We start from the raw sequence: 18,313 nt of genomic DNA on the forward strand, positions 1-18,313 counted from the left end.
GCGGATGCAGATCCCCCATGGGATAGCGTTCCGAAATCCCAAATGTCTATCCAGGGACGACGATATCATTCACTGCCTGCCCACTGCACGGCTACTTCATAGTAGTTACAAAGGGTTAACCTGCGGTCTATCTGATCGACTCACGGTCCTGAAGTCATCAAATATCTGGTTTATCGACAGTTTTTGACAGAAGACTTCCAAAAAATGACAAGTGCTCGAGCCCATCTGTCAGTAAGGATCTCCAAGCTGATGTGGCCGTTCGTGCCCGCCTCGAAGACGCCCAGGTTGGGGGAAGCGCTCGCTCAGAGTGGTGGCCGACCACACGCCTAACCAGATCTAATCCCTTACGGGCTCAGTGCCTCAGCGCGTTCCATCGCGGCCTGAGCGGCTCCTGCGTCACCCGTTCGCTGGTAAATCGCCGAGAGAATGCGCCAAGGTGTGTCCAGCGTCGGATCGAGTGTCGCTGCCCTTTGAAGGTCATCAATGCTCTCGGAAGTGCGTCCAAGTCCGAAATTCGCCACACCACGTTGGACAAAGAGACTGGTCGATGACGGCGCCTCCGCCAGTAACTCGTCCAGCAGTTCCTTTGCGTCATCCAGATCGCCGTTGTAGATGTATCCGACGGCAAGCGCAAGACCGGCCTCTTGGGAATGCGGAGTAGCCTCACGCACCAGCCGCGCCCATTCAACTGCATGTTGGGCTGAGAGCCGGTCCCCCGTTGTTGCTGGCCCGGCAAAGGCCTGGGCCGCGAGGAGTGCAGTATCGCTGTCCCACGGCCTCAGGCTGTGGCTAAGTTGAAAGGCCTTGTCCGCACCTTCAGGGTCCCCCGTCCGGGCCGCTTGGGCGCCAGCGCTCATTGGCCATTCGGCAAGAGTGGCCGGAATCGCCACTGCCAGGCAGACGCATGCAAAGATGATCCCTCCGACGCGCTGAAGAAGGGGGCCGAACGTCGATAGTGACGCAACGGCTTGCGGTCTGACCATGGTGGATGCCACCGGATCGCTATCCCGCCCCACCAGGCCACCGCACAGCAATGCCACCAGCGCAGTGGTGCCTATGGAAGTGAAATGCGTCAGGAGCGCAATCCAGTACGCCAATACGGCAACGCCCGTGATCACCAGGTACCGCTTGAGTTCCGGGTCCTGGGTCTCCACTAGACGCTTTCGGACAAACCACACAGCGGTGCCCGCGCAGGTCAGAGCGAGTAGAAGCAAGGGAAAGCCGCCCGCCGCCAAAGCCTGCAGGATCCAGTTGTGCGGAGAGTCGGTCGGGAAGGTATCGCCAACTCTTCGGGCCCAGTCATCATTCAGGTAAGCCGGCAAAGCGTCGACGAAGCTACTGGGGCCAACCCCGAATAGCGGATGGTCGGCTATCAAGGCCAGGCTTCTATCCCACAGGAGCAGGCGCCCGTCCACGGTTCCGGCTGAGAGCAGCCGTTCCCTCGTGGCTGGGACGATGAATACAGCAACGGCAAACCCGGCAGTAACCGCTCCGGCCCCCAACACAGTCCTAAATCCGGACCAGTTTCGGCTTCGCATCCACAGGATGGCGACATACAACGAAACCATCGCCAGCCCGAAAAGAGCTGCTCGTGATCCGGAGAGGATGGCAACCGAGGCGCCGGCGGCCAGCCCTGCGCGCCGCAGCCACATTTGCCAACCCTCTTCAGCGGAAGACTGTGAAGATAGAACCCCCGCAATGATCAATCCAACGAGGCCCTGATCCGTCGCGTTGCCCAGGGTTGCACCCGGGCGGTCATCCAAACCGCCGCCTAAAGGGCGCAGACCAATGGATTCCAGGACAGAGACCACAAGTAGGGGAAGGGACACGGCCGCCAGCGAAAGGCGAAGGACCCTCCATCGAGGAAGAGACCCGCTCCCGCCCAGCAGTTTGGCACCAACTACGAAAATGGCTAAGTACAACCCGAGTGTCAGAAGGCCCTCATACCGTGGCCAGCGTCCGACGAGACTGGGCCAAGGGTTGCCCGACAGCGACATGGCGAGGAGCACCCACAGCGCAAGGGAGAACACGAGGACCCCCAGCAAGCGTGGGACCCGGGCGCCCGATGGCGAAAGGACGCCGAAAAGAACGGCGAGAATCATTATCGTGATTTTGATCCAGACGAATCTGAAGAGCCCGCCAGGCTGAAACGCCAGAATGGAAACGGCCGTCAGTAGGATGCATAGCCCGGGAAACCGCGACGTTGCAAGGGAGGTCAACGGGCGTCTCGGTTTTCTGCTCACAGTCGTCCCCAACATTTCCTTTTCTGTCAAGCAAACTGCACAGTTCCTCAAGAAGGAACCCACTAATTCCGCAACCCCGAAAGCCAAACGGTGATTGGCAACGCCGAATCATGCGTGTTCAAACTCCAGAATGGAGCAGCTCCACATCCCTGCCAAAGATTTCCCAAGCCTCTTGTCATTATTTGACTTCTTAGCAGAATCGTGGTCTTCGTCGCTACACTAAGCCTAAATTTACAAGCGTTGGGGCTCAGAGACTTCGTTCACCTCTGGGAGCCGCTTGTGCATATTGGGGGGGCCTGTGCTGCACTTTGCCACAAATCTGCGTGTCTGGATTTCCGTCTTACTTGCTGCGGCAGCCGGGATGTTTTTCTTAGGCGGCCTCCAAGCAACCGCTGCCGAAACTTCACTTGCCAGCATCAGCGGCAAGATCACTGCACCCACTGGCACCATTCTCAGCAACGTGAGAGTGGAGGTATATGAAACCAATTCCTCCGACTTCTACGTCGATTCTGTTTGGGTCGCTTCCGATGGCAGCTACAACATCGCCGGTCTTCCCGCCGACAGCTACAAGCTGAAATTCCTGGCAGGCGGTACGGGTGCCCTGGATGCCTGGTACAGCAACGCTTCAACGTTCGATACTGCCACCGCAGTCACGCTTAACAGTGGTCAGAACCTCCTTGGGGTCGACGCTACGCTCATCAAAGGCGCCACCATCAGCGGCAAGATCACCGCACCAGCCGGCGTCGACATAAGTAACGCGAGGGTTGAGGCGTACCCAACCAGCGGGGCCAATTCGTACGCGGAGTCAGCGAACGTTGGTTCTGACGGCAACTACAAGGTCATCGGCCTTCCAGCTGGCACCTACAAACTAAAGTTCACCGGATACAACACCGGGGCGTTGGATCAATGGCATAGCAACGCCGTGTCCTTCGAAACCGCTACGGCGGTGTCCCTCAGCACCGGACAAGACCTCACTGGCATCAATGCCACCCTGGTCAAGGGCGCCACAATCGCGGGGAAAGTCACCGCTCCTGCTGGCATAGACGTCAGCGGCGCAATCGTTGAACTTTACAAATCAGACTCGGTCAATTCCTACCTGGGCACCGCATACATCAATTCGGACGGTAGCTATAAGTTCATTGGTCTTCAACCTGGCAGTTACAAACTGAAGTTTGCCGGAAGCGACACAGGTGCGCTGGATCAATGGCACAGCAACGCCGAGTCCTTCGCTACCGCGACCGCCGTCGTCATAACCTCCGGCCAGGATCTCACTGGCATCAATGCCACCCTGGTCAAGGGCGCCACCATCAGTGGCAAGATCACTGCACCGGCCGGTGTCACCCTGGAAAATACGAGCGTCTACGTCTACAAGACCACCGACCCGGACTCCTATGTCGCCTCCGCCTCTCCTGGCTCCGATGGCAGCTACAAAATCATCGGGCTTCCGGCAGGCACTTACAAAGTGAAGTTCGGGGGATACAACACAGGGGCCCTGGAGCAGTGGCACAGCAACACCGCGTCCTTCGACACTGCCACCGTCATCACGGCCGCCACCGGCCAGGACGTCATCGGCATCAACGCCACCCTCGTCAAGGGCGCCACTATCAGCGGCAAAATCACAGCACCCGCTGGCGTTGCCCTGAACAGTACCTATGTGGATCTATATAGGGCCGACGACGCGGACTCGACCGTTGTTTCCGCTTGGGTTGATTCGGATGGCAACTACAAAATAATTGGTCTTACGGCGGGGACCTACAAACTGGACTTCACTGGATACAACCACGGTGCCCTGGACCAATGGCACAGCGGCGCGACGACCTTCGACACCGCCACCCCAATTACGCTCACGACAGGCCAGGATCTAACCGGCGTCAACGCCACCCTCGTCAAGGGCGCCACCATCAGCGGCAAAATCACAGCGCCGGTTGGCGTGACCCTGGGCTACAACACATACGTCTACGCTTACAGCGCCAGCTACTCCAGCTCCCCCGTTGGGTCGGTTTCTGTAAGTTCTGATGGCAGCTACAAGATTATTGGGCTCACTGCCGGCAGTTACAAGCTGAAGTTCAGTGGATATAACACTGGCGCCCTGGACCAGTGGCACAGCAAGGCAGCAACCTTCGAGACGGCCACCGCAATTGCTCTCACCACAGGCCAGGACCTCACGGGGATTAACGCCACTTTGGTCAAGGGCGCCACCATCAGCGGCAAGATCGCAGCACCAGCGGGAGTAGACCTGACCAACACGCGGGCAGAGCTGTACAAGACAAGCGATTCGTATTCTCCGGTAGCCTCTGCCTACGCCAACGCGGACGGCACCTACAAATTCACTGGCCTGGCGGCTGGCAGTTACAAGCTGAAATTCTCAGGCTATGGCACAGGAACACTCGATCAGTGGCACCTAAGAGCCACCTCATTCGACACCGCTACTGTCATCGCTCTCGTCACGGGTCAGGACCTCACCGGCATCAATCCCACCCTCGTCAAGGGCGCCACCGTGAGCGGAAAGATCGCTGCGCCCGCTGGCATAGACGTCCGGAACACCCGGGTGGTGATTTACAAATCCGACTCCTCCTACCCCGCCATGGGCTCCGCATACCCTGCCTCCGATGGCAGCTACAAGATCACCGGGCTTCCCGCCGGTAGCTACAAAGTGAAGTTCGACGGCGGTGGCGCCGGCGCCCTCGAGCAGTGGCACAGCGGCGCGGCCACCTTTGAAACCGCCACAGCCGTTACACTCGCCACCGGCCAGGACCTGACCGGCATCAACGCCACTCTGGTCAAGGGCGCGACGATCAGCGGCAAGGTCACGCCACCAACCGGAATCAGCCTCGGATACCTGCAGGTTTCCATTTACAGTCCCGATAACAAATATTCGTACGTGGATTCCACCTACGTTGGTTCCGACGGTAGCTACAAGTTCGCAGGGCTTGCGGCTGGCAGCTACAAGGTGAATTTCGGCGGTAATGACTCAAGGACCTTGACCCAGTGGTACAGCAACGCCGCATCCTTCGAAACGGCCAACCTAGTCACGGTAACCACCGGCCAGGACCTGGCAGGCATCAACGCCACACTCGTGAAGAGCGCGACTATCAGCGGAAAAGTCACCGCGCCTGCCGGCGTCGACCTTGCGAACGCGCGCGTCGACGCGTACAAGTCCGATGACCCGGGATCACCCGTGACGTATGCAACCGTTGCTTCCGACGGAAGCTACAAGATCACTGGCCTCCCGGCCGGCAGCTACAAACTGAACTTCAGTGGATACAACACCGGAGCCCTGGACCAATGGCACAGTAATGCAGCTTCTTTCGGCACGGCCACGGTGGTCACCCTGACCACCGGACAGGATCTTGCAGGCATCAACGCCACCTTGGTCAAGGGTGCGACCATCAGCGGTAAGGTCACGGCGCCCGCCGGCGTCAATCTAACCAACACCCGGGCCGAGCTATACAGGACAGACTCCAAGGACTACAGCCTGGACTCGGCCAACATCGGGTCCGACGGAAGCTACAGGTTCAGCGGGCTCACGGCTGGCAGCTACAAAGTGAAGTTCACCGGAAACGAGACGGGGGCATTGGATCAGTGGCACAGCAATGCCGCTTCCTTTGAAACTGCTACTGCTCTCGCCGTGACCACCGGGCAGGACCTGACCGGCATCAACGCCACACTGATCAAGGGCGCGACGGTCAGCGGCAAAGTCACCGCACCTGCTGGCGTCAGCCTTTCCACCATTAGGGCCTACGCCTACAAGGCGGACAGCGACTCCTACTACGTGGCGAGTTCCATCCTCAGTTCCAATGGGAGCTACAAGATCATCGGGCTTCCGCCTGGCAGCTACAAACTGAAATTCTCCGGCTCCAACTCCGGAGCGCTGGACTTATGGCACAGCAACGCGTCGTCCTTCGCCACCGCTACGCCCATCACCCTGACTACCAGTCAGGACTTGATCGGTCTCGATGCCACGCTTGTTAAGGGCGCGACGATCAGCGGCAAAATTACGGCACCGGCCGGAGTCAGCCTGGGCGGTGCAAGCGTCGCCGTCTACAAATCCGATAACGCCTATTCTTCTGTCGCGAGCACTTCCGTCGGTTCCGACGGCAGCTACAAGCTCATCGGGCTTCCCGCCGGCAGTTACAAAGTGAATTTCGGTGGATACAACACCGGGGCTTTGGACCAGTGGCACGCAAATGCTACTTCCTTCGCCACCGGCACCGCAGTCACTCTGACCACGGGCCAAGACCTCAGTGGCATCAACGCCACTCTCGTCAAGGGTGCGACGATCAGCGGCAAACTCACCGCACCGGCCGGTGTCAGTCTGGAGCGTGCTTACGTTTACGCGTACAAAGCCAACGACCCCAGCTGGTACGTGCAATACGCATCCATCGCATCAGATGGCAGCTACAAACTCATCGGTCTCCCGGCCGGCAGCTACAAATTGAACTTCGGTGGATACGACACGGGGGCCCTTGATCTCTGGTACAAAAATGGAACTACCTTCGCCACCGGCACGGCCGTGACCGTCACCGCAGGGCAGGACCTCACCGCCATCAACGCCGCCTACATCAAGGGCGCCACCATCAGCGGGAAGATCACCGCACCGGCTGGCATAGCAGTTCAAAACACGAGAGTTGAGCTCTACAAGAGCGATTCCGTCAACTCCATTGTGGAGTCCGACTGGGTTGCCTCGGACGGCAGCTACAAAATCATTGGGCTTCCTGCGGGCAGCTACAAACTGAAATTCGCGGCCAACCAAACTGGGGCCCTTGACCAGTGGCACGCCAATGCGGCTTCCTTCGCCACGGCCACCGCCCTCACCCTGACCAACAGCCAGGACCTGAGCGGCGTCAACGCTACCTTGGCTAAGGGTGCAAGTATCAGCGGCAAGATCTCAGCAGCCGCCGGAATCACTCCCGCCAACGCGTACGTCCACGCATACTCTGCAACCAACTCTGGCTCGTCCTTGGCGTCGACCAGGGCCAACGCCGACGGCAGCTACAGGATCATCGGTCTGCCCACAGGCTCCTACAAGGTCAAACTTGAGGGTTCCGTCAGTGGAGCAACTGACCAGTGGTATGGCGGAGCCTCATTTGAATTGGCATCATCGTTGGCCCTGACGGCAGGGCTGGAGAAAACATCAGTCAATTTCACCGCCCAACTCGGCGGTTCAATCGCCGGCAAGGTCTCCGGATCCAGGCAAGGCTATTCACCAGTCACAGTTCTGGATGGGACTGGCAAAGCCGTCAAGCAAGGCTATTCCGATCAGGCTGGCAACTTCAGTGTCGTTGGCCTTGCCGCCGGATCCTACAAGGTCGCGTTCAACCGTTCCAGTGGTTACTCCACCGAGGAAGCCCAGTTCTACCAGAACAAGCCCGAGTCGGCGGGCGTAGGACAGGCCTCCACGCTGACAGTCCAGGCTGGAAATCCAGTCCTGAACGTCAACGCGGCCCTGACCTCCGGCAGCACCCTCGGCGGATCTGTTCTCGACAGAACAGGAAAGCCTGTGGCCAACGTTCCTGTATACGCCTACACAACCAACGGCTCGCTCGTCACACGCAGTTCATATACGGACTCCACTGGCAAGTACTCAATTCCGGGACTTAGCACAGGCCAATATCTGGTCAAGGTCAGCACCGGGAAGCCAGAACTGGGAGACCTTTATTCTGGGAACGTGACAACCGAAGCTACGGCGAAGCAGGTGGCCATGGTCAGCGGCAACACGACAACGCTCAACCTTGCCTTCCCAGCCCAAGTGCTGAGTCCGACTCCCGTGCCAACCATCACTGGAACCGCGAAAGTCGGATCAACCCTCACCGCAGTCCCGGGCGTGTGGGGACCATCCCCGGTCACCCTGACCTACCAATGGAAAGCCAACGGCGTCTCGGTGGTTGGCGGCACAGCGGTCACGTACGTCCCGGTCACCGGTGACGTCGGCAAAACCATCACCGTCACCGTGACCGGCAGCAAAATCGGCTACACCACCGCCAGCAAAACCTCCGCGTCAACAGCCGCGGTCCTCGCGTTGCCAGCGCTGACGCCAGCTCCGGTACCAACCATCACCGGAACCGCGAAAGTCGGATCAACACTCACCGCGGTACCAGGAACCTGGGGACCATCCCCGGTCACCCTGACCTACCAATGGAAAGCCAACGGCGTCTCGGTGGTTGGCGGCACGACGGCCACCTACATCCCGGTCACCGGTGACGTCGGCAAAACCATCACCGTCACCGTGACCGGCAGCAAAATCGGCTACACCACCGCCAGCAAAACCTCCGCACCAACAGCCGCGGTCCTTGCCCTCCCGTCATTGGCGCCGGCTCCCGTGCCGACCATCACGGGAACCGCGAAAGTCGGATCAACACTCACCGCAGTCCCGGGCGTGTGGGGACCATCCCCGGTCACCCTGACCTACCAATGGAAAGCCAACGGCGTCTCGGTGGTTGGCGGCACAGCGGCCACGTACGTCCCGGTCACCGGTGACGTCGGCAAAACCATCACCGTCACCGTGACCGGCAGCAAAATCGGCTACACCACCGCCAGCAAAACCTCCGCGTCAACAGCCGCGGTCCTCGCGTTGCCAGCGCTGACGCCAGCTCCGGTACCAACCATCACCGGAACCGCGAAAGTCGGATCAACACTCACCGCGGTACCAGGAACCTGGGGACCATCCCCGGTCACCCTGACCTACCAATGGAAAGCCAACGGCGTCTCGGTGGTTGGCGGCACGACCGCCACGTACGTCCCGGTCACCGGTGACGTCGGCAAAACCATCACCGTCACCGTGACCGGCAGCAAAATCGGCTACACCACCGCCAGCAAAACCTCCGCACCAACAGCCGCGGTCCTCGCCTTGCCGGCGCTGACGCCAGCTCCGGTACCGACCATCACCGGAACCGCGAAAGTCGGATCAACACTCACCGCGGTACCAGGAATCTGGGGACCATCCCCGGTCACCCTGACCTACCAATGGAAAGCCAACGGCGTCTCGGTGGTTGGCGGCACGACGGCCATCTACATCCCGGTCACCGGTGACGTCGGCAAAACCATCACCGTCACCGTGACCGGCAGCAAAATCGGCGACACCACCGCCAGCAAAACCTCCGCACCAACAGCCGCCGTCGGTTGAGAGTCGCTCCGCGTCAGCCTCGGCACGTCAAGTGAATCGAGCAGCCGCCCTACCCCGCAACGCCAGCCAGAAAAGCCCCAACATCCTCAGCTACCCGTTCCGGGCACTCCCACAACACCAGGTGACCCGTCTTCTCGTAGATCTTCAGCTGAGCTCCCGGGATGCGGCGGACTAGGGTCTCTTCATGGTGCCGCGGGACGATGTGGTCATGTGCGCCCCACAGGATGAGCGTAGGGGCTGAGATGATTCCGGCTTCGGTTGGCGGGACAGCGTCGTAGTAGCCACGCAAGGAAGCCTTCCAAACGGCTGCCGGCATGGCCAACCCGTCCTGCACCCTGTCCTCGATGTACGCAGCGGGCACTGCATGCAGCAACCGGTACCAGGACAGAGATTCCCGGACCCAGTCCTCCGAAATCGGATCAGTGAGCGCATCCACCTCGTTCGCAAACAATGGCTTCCCGTGCAGGCTCAGCGGGGATCCCACCAGAATCAGTGACTGCACGAGTTCAGGATGGGTCGCAGCGAGTTGCTGCGCCACGTATCCGCCACTGGATGAACCCAACACATGAGCCCTCTCTATACCCAAGGCATCCAACATGGCGAGAACATCTTCCGCGACTTCTGTCAGAGAGTACCCGTCTTCAGGCTTGTCAGCCCCACCATGGCCGCGTAAATCCGGCGCCACCAGAGTAAGAGGCGGAAGCGAGGCAATCAGTCGCTCAAAACTCCGCCAGGATTCACCCCACGCATGCAACAGGACCAAGGGCGCGCCGCCGTCGTCGTTCCCTTCAGCGAGGTGACCCTGCACAAAACAGGGCACGTTGATCCCTGTGCGCAAAGCGACGGTCCTGACCTCGGACTCCATGCGGCCAGCGTACGCCCGGGCTGGTTATTCCACGACCATCTTGGCTGAATCCGTCGGGGTCCGGCATTCCGCGCAGCAGCTGGAGCCTTCGGCGGATTCATTACTAACGGCAGCGGCGGGCACGGCACAACACACGTCGCCACGCCATGCGTTGATTCCTTCGCGGACGGCGACGGCGGCAATCACCAACGCTGCGCCGGCATCAGCCCACCACCAACCCAGCCTGCTGTTCAGGACCAGGCCAATGAGCAGCACAGCAGAGAGATAAGTGCACAACAATGTCTGCTTGGAGTCAGCTACTGCCGTCTTGGAACCGAGTTCACGACCGGCTCGGCGCTGGGCCCATGACAAAACGGGCATGATCGCCAGGCTGAGGGCTGCTATCACGATGCCCGGCGTCGAGTGCTGGGCCTCTCCCCCACCGGTGAGGGACCGGATGGCGTCGAACGTGACGAAGGCCGCGAGGGCGAAGAAGGAAATCGCGATAATCCGCAGGGTTAAGTGCTCGCGGCGTTCCGGGTCCTTGGCGGAGAACTGCCAGGACAATGCCACTGCGGAGGCCACCTCGATCACCGAATCCAGCCCAAAACCAATCAAAGCCGAGGAATCCACTGCACCGCCGGCCCATAGTGCCACTGCCGCCTCGATCACGTTGTAGGTGATGGTGGCGGCAGCGAGGAGTCTGATCCGACGCGTCAGGACGGTTCTGCGTTCTGCTGCTTCCCGCACGGCGGTACTCATGCCACACATGTCCCATCGGGAGCACAGCAGTTGGGGTCCACAGCCAAGACCACACCGATCAGGTCCTTGATGGCGTGGCCCAGGCGTGGGTCGGCCAGTTCATAGCGGGTCCTGCGCCCGTCGGGAACCCCGACCACCAGGCCGCAACCACGCAAGCAGGTCAGGTGGTTGGACATGCTCTGGCGGGAAACACCCAGGGAATCTGCAAGTTCCGACGGGAATGCAGGCGCATCAGCAAGGGCCAGGAGTACGCGTGCCCTGGTGGCGCCCGAGATTGCATAGCCGAAGCGGGCCAGCACCGGAGCGTGGGTGAGGGTTTCCATATCGCTAAAGTACAGTGATCGCTGTATTCATGCAATCGTGTACTCAACGTCGTGCATTGAGCACCGTTGTGCTACACGAAAGAGCGGACCCTCCCATACGCGGCGGCGGCAGCACCGCCGTCGTACGCTTTGCCGGCACGACAGAGGCGGAGCCACCTGATAGGTGGCCCCGCCTCTGGTGCGTTGAGATGATCCAGCCCTGCGCCCGTCTTTCGGGTTACCTGTTGCGTTGGTATGCAGGATGGGTCCCTCCGCGTGCCAGCTTGGAATTGCCGGCAGTCATGTGAAAAGTTGCGGTTTAGAGGATGCCCGTCGGAACCAGGAGGGCCCAAGCCATGGCGGGCGCCACCAGGACCACTCCACCGGCGTAGATCATCAGCTGCTTGTAGACACGCTGACGGTCAGATTCCTGGGCGTTGGCAACGATCAGTGCGCCGTCGGTGGAGAAGGGCGAAACATCCACCACAGTTGCTGCGATTGCAAGAGCAGCGACCGTTCCTGACGCACTCAAGGTGCTTGAGGCCAGCAGCGGCCCGGCGAGCGGGATGAACGCGGTCAGCAGCGCGGTGGACGAGGCAAATGCCGAGCCGACGCCGATCACGTAGCAGAGAACCAAGGCGATCAGCAGCGGTGCCCCAAGAGCCAGAGCCATCTCTGCAAGGGTGTCGATAACGCCCACATGCTGCAGCAAGGAGACGTAGGTGATCATGCCGGCCACCAGCAGGACAGTGGACCAGGAAACGCCGCCGATGAACGTCCGGTGTTCCTTGATGTTGACCAGCGCCAGCAGCAGGCCGGCGGAAAGAGCAACAAAGCCAATCGGCATCCGGAAGCCCAAAGTGCAGACGAGCATGACAGCGATCAGCACGAGCGTCAGGATCTGCTGGCCATGAGGCCGCGTGGTGCGGGGAGTTTCCAGGTCCAGGTTCTGGACCCCTGTGCCATCCTTCAGTTTGCCCAGGACCGCGAACAAAGCCAGGGAGAGCGCCGAGAGAAGCAGGTTGATGGCGAAGCTCGCCGCAAAGAGTCCGCCCTGGGAAATAGGGAAGCCGTTATCGTGGGCGATGTTGTGGACCAGGACGCCGGCAACCGAGAGCGGCGAGAACCCGCCTGCATGTGCGCCGTTGATGACAAAGGCACCCATGAGGACAGGGTGGATACGCGATTCGTAGGCGAACCCCATTGCAGCAGGTGCAAGAAGTGCGACGGCGGCAGGCGAGAACGTGCCAAGCGAGGTCAGCGCGGCGGCGATGAGGAAGAAAACCCACGGCAGCAACATCGTCTTGCCCCTGACAAGGCGCACACAGTTCTGCACGATGATGTCGATGGTTCCATTGCGGTTTGCCATGCTGAAGAAGTACGTCACGCCGATGATCGTCAGGACGATGCTGGCCGGGAAGTCAGCCAGGATCTCCTTATCGGTCATGCCCAGCATGAAATACCCGACGCCGAACGAGGCAACCAGCCCCATCACACCGATGTTCAGGGGCCACTTGGTAGCGACAACGAACATGACCACGAGGATCACCAAGGGAATGATCTGCGTAGCGGTCAAGGTCGGCTCCGTTCCCGAGGTGGCCGCCGGGTTGAAAATGGCGCCCCCGAACATCAGAGCGGCCAGACCCAGGACAGCAATCACGGCTGCTGTTACCAGCAGGATACGGCGGCTGCGGTTGGGACGTTTGGAACCAGCGTCCTGGACATCATCCACTGATGTGGGGGCGGCTTGGTAATCGGTCTTAGTCATGATCTTTACTCCTCGTTGAGTGGGCTGTCTGGGCAGCCAATGTCAATGGGCGGCTGATACGAAGGAAGGCTCGACGGCGCTGCCGAGGAGTTCCGGGAGATGCAGGGTGGTGGTGGCGATGGTGCGTGCCGTACGGTCCACCCCGACCAACAGGGACCCGTCGCGCTCTTCGCTCCAGGTCTCGATCACGCCCGCAGGAGTCCGAAGCCGCAGGATGGAACGCGGTTCGCTGCCCGTGATGCTGTTGAGGACAGTTCCTGGGGTGCTTGCTGCAAGCGTCAAGGCGATGCTTCCGGTAATTGCCAGGGCGGGGTGGGGCTTGCCCATGGAGAGCATCATGACGTTGACATCGCCGGCATCCCCTATGCCGGTGTCCCCCGCGCCGTTGTCCCCTGTGCCGGGGGCTCCGACGATTGCAAGCTTGGGGATAGCGCGGGCAGCGTCCTTAACTGTTGAGGCCAGGCCCATGCGGACGGCGGCCTGCCGCCGGATCTGGTCCAAGGTGTCCAGCTGCAGCTTCACTCCGGCCTGCCAACTTTCGAAGCGGGCGGTGTCCAGGCCCAACTCCTCAGCCTTGACGATCACAACGGGAGCTCCGGCGTCGACCATTGAAACTGTCCAGCGCGTGCCACCGGCACTTATCGTGTCCGTTGGTTCACCGGTGGGCAGCAACTTCCCGGTCGTCTTTCCGGCTGGATCCTTGAAGCCCAGGCCAACCCGGTAGCCGGGAAATACGACGCCGGGCATCTCCGCATCCGGGACGATCGGCAAAGCGCCCGCCGGGGTGGCAACGCGCTGGATGATGATCTGGCCGGTGTTGGTGTTGCGCGTGACGATCCGGGTGTTGTCGCCGCTGGGCGTGACCCAGCCCTTCTCGATCGCGTAGAGTCCAACAACCGCGGAGCAGTTTCCGCAGTTACTCCCCCAGTCCACGGCCGCTTCCTCGATACCGACCTGGGCGAAGGTGAACTCGACGTCGACAGCCGGGTCGGCGGGACGGCGCAGAATCATGGCTTTGCTGGTGGTGGAGGTTGACCCTCCCACGCCGTCAATCTGGCGGTGGTCCGGGCTTCCGAAAAGCCGGGGCAGCAAAGAGTCCAGGTCCTTATGGGTTTCGTCCAGGTGTTCACCTTCGAAGACCCAGCACTTGCTGGTTCCTCCACGCATCCACTCCGCTTCAATCTTCATGGCAATCCGTCCATCTCCTCATGCCGCTCTGGGTTTCAGGGGCCTATTAGAAGAATGATCCGGATCACAAATGAAGACAATGTTGGATATTTGATGGGGCATGTAGAGATGCTTCATTCACTGTGAATCGAACGTTGGAAGGCTGTCTTTCTTCTGCGTTTTGGCTGTTTTGCTGGGCAACAGCTGGGGCAAATCACGCTGCATTGCATAGAATGAACCAAAATCAGAGGAGAGTTAACTGATGCTTAATGATCACGGCCAGGAATTATTCGACATTCGGCGGTTGGCTCTGCTGGTTGAGGTGGTGGAGCAAGGATCCATCACTGCTGCGGCCGATCTGATGCTGTACACGCCGTCCGCGGTTTCCCAACAATTGCGGAAGCTCGAACAGGAAGTAGGCCAACCGCTTCTTACCCGCCGTTCGCGTGGCGTGGTGCCAACAGAAGCGGGCCAGGTGCTCGCCGGGCACGCCCGCAAGATGGTGGGGCAAATGCGCGCGGCCCGTAACGACCTCGACCAGATCGCCGGCCTCCGCCGAGGTTCCCTGACGGTGGGCACGTTTCCCACCCTGGCAGGATCGTTCTTGCCGCTGGTGATCCGGGCCTTCAAGAAGCGCTACCCGGCCATCAGCCTCTCAGTCCGAAGCGCACGCTTTGAGGAACTGGTGTCAGACCTCGAATCCGGGGAGACCGGCCTTTGTTTGCTCTGGGACTACCCTTGGAATCGCTTCCATGACGACGCCATCCGGACAACCGAAGTCTTCCAGGAAAGCACAGTCATCCTCGTGGCCAAAGGACACCATCTCGCCGACCTCGACGAAGTAAAGATGGAGGATCTGAAAAAGGAATCCTGGATCGTTCGTGCGGATGCCCATCCTGTGGTGGAAGTGCTCCGGCGCTCGGCCAATGAAGCCGGCTTCGAGCCGACCATCGGATTCCTGGCAAACGACTATCAGGAAGCGCAGGCCATGGTCAGCGTGGGGATGGGTGTCGCCATGGTGCCCAAAACCGCCGTTGCACTACAGCACCCGGACGTCCGGGTGCTGAGCCTCGGCGCTGCCGCCCCACTGCGCCGGGTGCTCCTCGCCCAACGCCAGGACAAGGTCTACGCCCCGGCCGAGGTCGCCTTCCACACAACCCTGTTGGAAATCGCACGGGACCACGTTGGGGATTACCTCTAAGGCTGTGACCGGATCCCAGCGAGTCCGTCCGTCGGCCGCTGCAACGGATATCCTTTGTTATGCCCTCACCGGACAGACCGCCGTCGAACGCCCCCGGAGAACCTGGAGATACCTCCGGAGTGCTTCACGATAAGCTCACCATCCCGGAACGATACGTTGCACCGCGGAGTCAGAAGGTCCTCTACGTCATCGCGGTTGTCCTCGCGCTGGTCGGCGCCGGATCCTTCTTCCTCATCCTCGCCGAAGTAAAGCAAAAAATAGATCTGGCCACGGTGGATGCCACGGTCAGCTCGTGGTTCGTGAGCCAACGCTCACCGGCGGCGACAACGGTCATGGCTGTCCTCGCCACCATTTTTGGCCCCATAGTGATGCCCATCATCGTGGCGGCCGTGACCGGGATCTGGATAATCCGGGCGCGAAAGCTCTGGCGGCCTCTCTTGCTTGCCGGGGCAATGCTAACCGGCGTGCTCCTCGCCCAAGTCATTACTCGTTTGGTCGAGCGGCCACGACCGCCCATGGATCTCATGGTGCTCGGCGCTGACAGCACCTACTCTTTTCCGTCGGGCCACGTACTCGGCGCCTCCGACTTCCTTCTTGTGGGGGCATTCCTTGTGTTTTCGCGCCGCCGCAGGATAGGTGCGGTCATTGCCGGCTTCAGCGCCGCCGTCGCAGGAATTGTTACCCAAGCCATCAGCAGGCTTTACCTCGGCTACCACTGGCTGACGGATGTCGTCGCTTCCGTCTCTTTGTCACTCATCATTCTGGCCGTGGTCATTGCCTTGGACACGTGGCGCACCACCAAGGCGCTACCCGGGCCCGAAGAGATGGCTGGGAAAAAGCGCTTGCCGCCCGCATGAGTGACCGCTTCCCTTGGACGCTTGCCTGAGTCCAGCTGACGGGACGCTCGTGCCGTTGTCGGTGGCTTCGTTGCCTGGTCACCAGTAGCAGCACCGATCAACTCCGCGGTCATGGCTCCTCTAGTACCGCCCCTTCCTGCTGCTGGTACAGTGCCGTAAAGTCGGGCCATGAATGCTTCGGCTTCCGACCCGGATATAGTTCTGGATCCCACCGCCGGGTTCCGCCGCCGCAGCGCCGCGATCGCCCTACCGGTCGCCTTCGTCTGTCAGCTAGTCTGCAATGCGCTCTACGCCGGCGTATCAACCTCGACCGGCCTCAGCGACACCGGCAGCTCCGCCGGCGGCCTCGAGCTGGCCGCTGCGGCTCCCGGCGCCTTGCTAGCAGCCATCATGTTCGCACTTGTCGGATCACTACTGGCAGTGCTCGGACTTCCCGCTGCGCTGCGACTGCTGCGTCCGGCCAGTCCGCGACTGGCCTTATGGGCGGTGGCGCTCATGGTCACCGGCTACATCAGCTACTTCGGCATCAGCTTCGCCAACCTCGACAGGATCGCCCTGGCCACGAGCGGCGTGGATGCGGCCGCCGCCCTGGATGCATCGCCCGCGGGGACGTGGGGACAGCCGTTCTACCTGCTGTTCGCGATCGGCAATCTTGTCGGCACGCTACTGCTCGGCCTCGCGGTGATCCGGGCCGGCCGCGCCGTCGGGGTGCCGTGGTGGGCAGGCGCGCTCATCATCTGCTGGACCATCGGCCACGTCATCAACATCATCGTCGGCAACGAGTGGTTCGCTGTGGCCGGTGGCGCGCTCGAGATCGTCGGGCTCACGTTCGTGGCCGCGGCAGTGTGGCGTTCAACGAACGCGGACTGGGCGGCGCGGGGCTGACCCATGCGCTCGGCGACCGCTTCACGGCATACGACTGTCGGCAGATTCCTGTGCCGCATTATCGGTGTACCTTGGACAGCAGCTGCGATAGAGGCTGCAAAAACCACGAGCTGGGGCGGAGCCTACAGTTTCGCCCAGGCTCCGCAGCCTTCCGTTATCAGCCTCTGGCCCCGGACCAGTTTCACGATGGGAAATCCGCTAGTGACAGCTCCTTCGGAGCTATCAGTGCTGCCCGGGCGCGTGATCTGCCAGGAGCACGCGCCTGTGACTTCTTTCATGGTTCGATACGTTCCCGCGGCGATATCCTTCCCAACAATCCATGTTCCGTCTTGGATGATCCCGTCTTGAATAGTCCCGTCTCCGGGCCTGTCTTGGGTGGTGCTCGGGGCTCGCTGAGCAGCGGCGACTGCCGAATCACGAGCCGCTTCAGTCCCGGCAGCAACCACGCCGAGGAAAAGCGAGGCCGCTCCCGCGACGGCAACCACTACCGCCGCCTGTTTGCTTGGTAGCGCAGCCCAAGAGGGCCGCTTGAAAATGAGCGAATAGAGACCAGTAAGCAACGCTGCCAGCCCGATGAAGATCAGGATCGATTCGCCATTCCCTGTCACAGCATTGGCCACGGCGAGTAGGGCAAGCAATGCGCCCACGATCCAAAACGAGGGACCGATGCGCTTCTTGGAACCGCTGGACCAATTTTCCTGCGGAGGGTTCTGCGGGAAAGGTGGGGGTCCGAAGCCCGGATGTTGGAAGGGCTGCTGCTGGTAGTAGGGCTGATACTGAAAAGGCGACTGCTGGAAGGAAGCCTGCTGGAAGGGCGGCTGCTGGTAATGGTGTGGCACTGGAGCAGCAGCGGGTGCTGCAAAAGGCTGCGACGAGCCATACGGAGGCGAGCCCGCAGGCACTCCCGGCGGTGCGAAGGGCTGCGGCTGTTGCAGCGGCACCGCCGGAACTTCCGACTGGCCGTAAGCCGCACCATCCGTGGCGTTTGTCATCAATTCCTCCCAATGGAAGTAACAGGCATGGCCCGTTGGTCGGCAGCCGGCCCAACTACGCATCAGACTACGACATCGAATCCGGACATCAGGGCTTTCCAGGACATGGAACCGGCATGCCTGAACCCCAATGCCCTACCGGCCGAACGGGCTCACTGCCTAAACTGAG

11 protein-coding genes are annotated in these 18,313 nt (G+C 60.9%); 4 read left to right on the plus strand and 7 right to left on the minus strand.

The features are described 5' to 3' along the window. Positions 1–344: 344 nt before the first annotated feature. The gene (locus LDN82_RS17140; protein ID WP_224165155.1) at positions 345–2,102 is read right to left on the minus strand and encodes an O-antigen ligase family protein; all 1,758 of its coding nucleotides are present in this window, start codon (positions 2,100–2,102) and stop codon (positions 345–347) included. A 502-nt stretch (positions 2,103–2,604) separates the two neighbouring features. Here LDN82_RS17140 and LDN82_RS17145 point away from each other — a divergent pair. Next, on the plus strand, positions 2,605–9,366 hold the full coding sequence (locus tag LDN82_RS17145) for a carboxypeptidase regulatory-like domain-containing protein (protein WP_224165156.1): 6,762 nt from the start codon (positions 2,605–2,607) through the stop codon (positions 9,364–9,366). Positions 9,367–9,415: 49 nt separating this feature from the next. Here LDN82_RS17145 and LDN82_RS17150 read toward each other — a convergent pair whose 3' ends face one another. From LDN82_RS17150 to LDN82_RS17170, 5 genes are all read right to left on the minus strand, one after another. After that, positions 9,416–10,231 (minus strand): alpha/beta hydrolase, encoded by an 816-nt coding sequence (locus LDN82_RS17150; protein ID WP_224165157.1) that lies wholly within the window; start codon positions 10,229–10,231, stop codon positions 9,416–9,418. Between the two features lie 24 nt (positions 10,232–10,255). Further along, on the minus strand, positions 10,256–10,972 hold the full coding sequence (locus tag LDN82_RS17155) for a cation transporter (RefSeq protein ID WP_224165158.1): 717 nt from the start codon (positions 10,970–10,972) through the stop codon (positions 10,256–10,258). After that, the gene (locus LDN82_RS17160; RefSeq protein ID WP_224165159.1) at positions 10,969–11,295 is read right to left on the minus strand and encodes a winged helix-turn-helix domain-containing protein; all 327 of its coding nucleotides are present in this window, start codon (positions 11,293–11,295) and stop codon (positions 10,969–10,971) included. The genes LDN82_RS17155 and LDN82_RS17160 overlap by 4 nt, the downstream gene beginning before the upstream one ends. A gap of 298 nt (positions 11,296–11,593) precedes the next feature. Then, positions 11,594–13,042, minus strand: coding sequence for an SLC13 family permease (locus tag LDN82_RS17165; RefSeq protein WP_224165160.1), 1,449 nt, complete (start codon positions 13,040–13,042; stop codon positions 11,594–11,596). Between the two features lie 42 nt (positions 13,043–13,084). Continuing rightward, entirely contained in the window at positions 13,085–14,230 is a 1,146-nt protein-coding gene (locus tag LDN82_RS17170) for a PrpF domain-containing protein (protein WP_224165161.1), read from the minus strand. Positions 14,231–14,471: 241 nt separating this feature from the next. Between LDN82_RS17170 and LDN82_RS17175 the strand changes: the two genes are divergently transcribed. From LDN82_RS17175 to LDN82_RS17185, 3 genes are all read left to right on the plus strand, one after another. Further along, positions 14,472–15,410, plus strand: a complete 939-nt coding sequence (locus tag LDN82_RS17175) for a LysR family transcriptional regulator (protein ID WP_223946737.1) — start codon at positions 14,472–14,474, stop codon at positions 15,408–15,410. Positions 15,411–15,529: 119 nt separating this feature from the next. Next, positions 15,530–16,267, plus strand: a complete 738-nt coding sequence (locus LDN82_RS17180) for a phosphatase PAP2 family protein (protein ID WP_224165162.1) — start codon at positions 15,530–15,532, stop codon at positions 16,265–16,267. Positions 16,268–16,435: 168 nt separating this feature from the next. Next, the gene (locus LDN82_RS17185) at positions 16,436–17,152 is read left to right on the plus strand and encodes a hypothetical protein (RefSeq protein ID WP_224165163.1); all 717 of its coding nucleotides are present in this window, start codon (positions 16,436–16,438) and stop codon (positions 17,150–17,152) included. Positions 17,153–17,274: 122 nt separating this feature from the next. On the opposite strand, the gene LDN82_RS17190 is transcribed toward LDN82_RS17185, so the two are convergent. Beyond that, positions 17,275–18,144: a hypothetical protein gene (locus LDN82_RS17190; RefSeq protein WP_224165164.1), complete on the minus strand. Its 870-nt coding sequence runs from the start codon at positions 18,142–18,144 to the stop codon at positions 17,275–17,277. Positions 18,145–18,313 lie beyond the last annotated feature (169 nt).

The organism is Arthrobacter sp. StoSoilA2, assembly GCF_019977195.1.
GTDB lineage: Bacteria > Actinomycetota > Actinomycetes > Actinomycetales > Micrococcaceae > Arthrobacter.

Bases quoted from the DNA above. Each gene is read 5' to 3' on its own strand.
- LDN82_RS17185 (WP_224165163.1), top strand. From the start codon at position 16,436: ATGAATGCTTCGGCTTCCGACCCGGATATAGTTCTGGATCCCACCGCC.
- LDN82_RS17155 (WP_224165158.1), bottom strand. From the start codon at position 10,972: ATGAGTACCGCCGTGCGGGAAGCAGCAGAACGCAGAACCGTCCTGACG.
- LDN82_RS17160 (WP_224165159.1), bottom strand. From the start codon at position 11,295: ATGGAAACCCTCACCCACGCTCCGGTGCTGGCCCGCTTCGGCTATGCA.
- LDN82_RS17190 (WP_224165164.1), bottom strand. From the start codon at position 18,144: ATGACAAACGCCACGGATGGTGCGGCTTACGGCCAGTCGGAAGTTCCG.
- LDN82_RS17140 (WP_224165155.1), bottom strand. From the start codon at position 2,102: ATGATTCTCGCCGTTCTTTTCGGCGTCCTTTCGCCATCGGGCGCCCGG.
- LDN82_RS17165 (WP_224165160.1), bottom strand. From the start codon at position 13,042: ATGACTAAGACCGATTACCAAGCCGCCCCCACATCAGTGGATGATGTC.
- LDN82_RS17170 (WP_224165161.1), bottom strand. From the start codon at position 14,230: ATGAAGATTGAAGCGGAGTGGATGCGTGGAGGAACCAGCAAGTGCTGG.
- LDN82_RS17145 (WP_224165156.1), top strand. From the start codon at position 2,605: ATGTTTTTCTTAGGCGGCCTCCAAGCAACCGCTGCCGAAACTTCACTT.
- LDN82_RS17150 (WP_224165157.1), bottom strand. From the start codon at position 10,231: ATGGAGTCCGAGGTCAGGACCGTCGCTTTGCGCACAGGGATCAACGTG.
- LDN82_RS17175 (WP_223946737.1), top strand. From the start codon at position 14,472: ATGCTTAATGATCACGGCCAGGAATTATTCGACATTCGGCGGTTGGCT.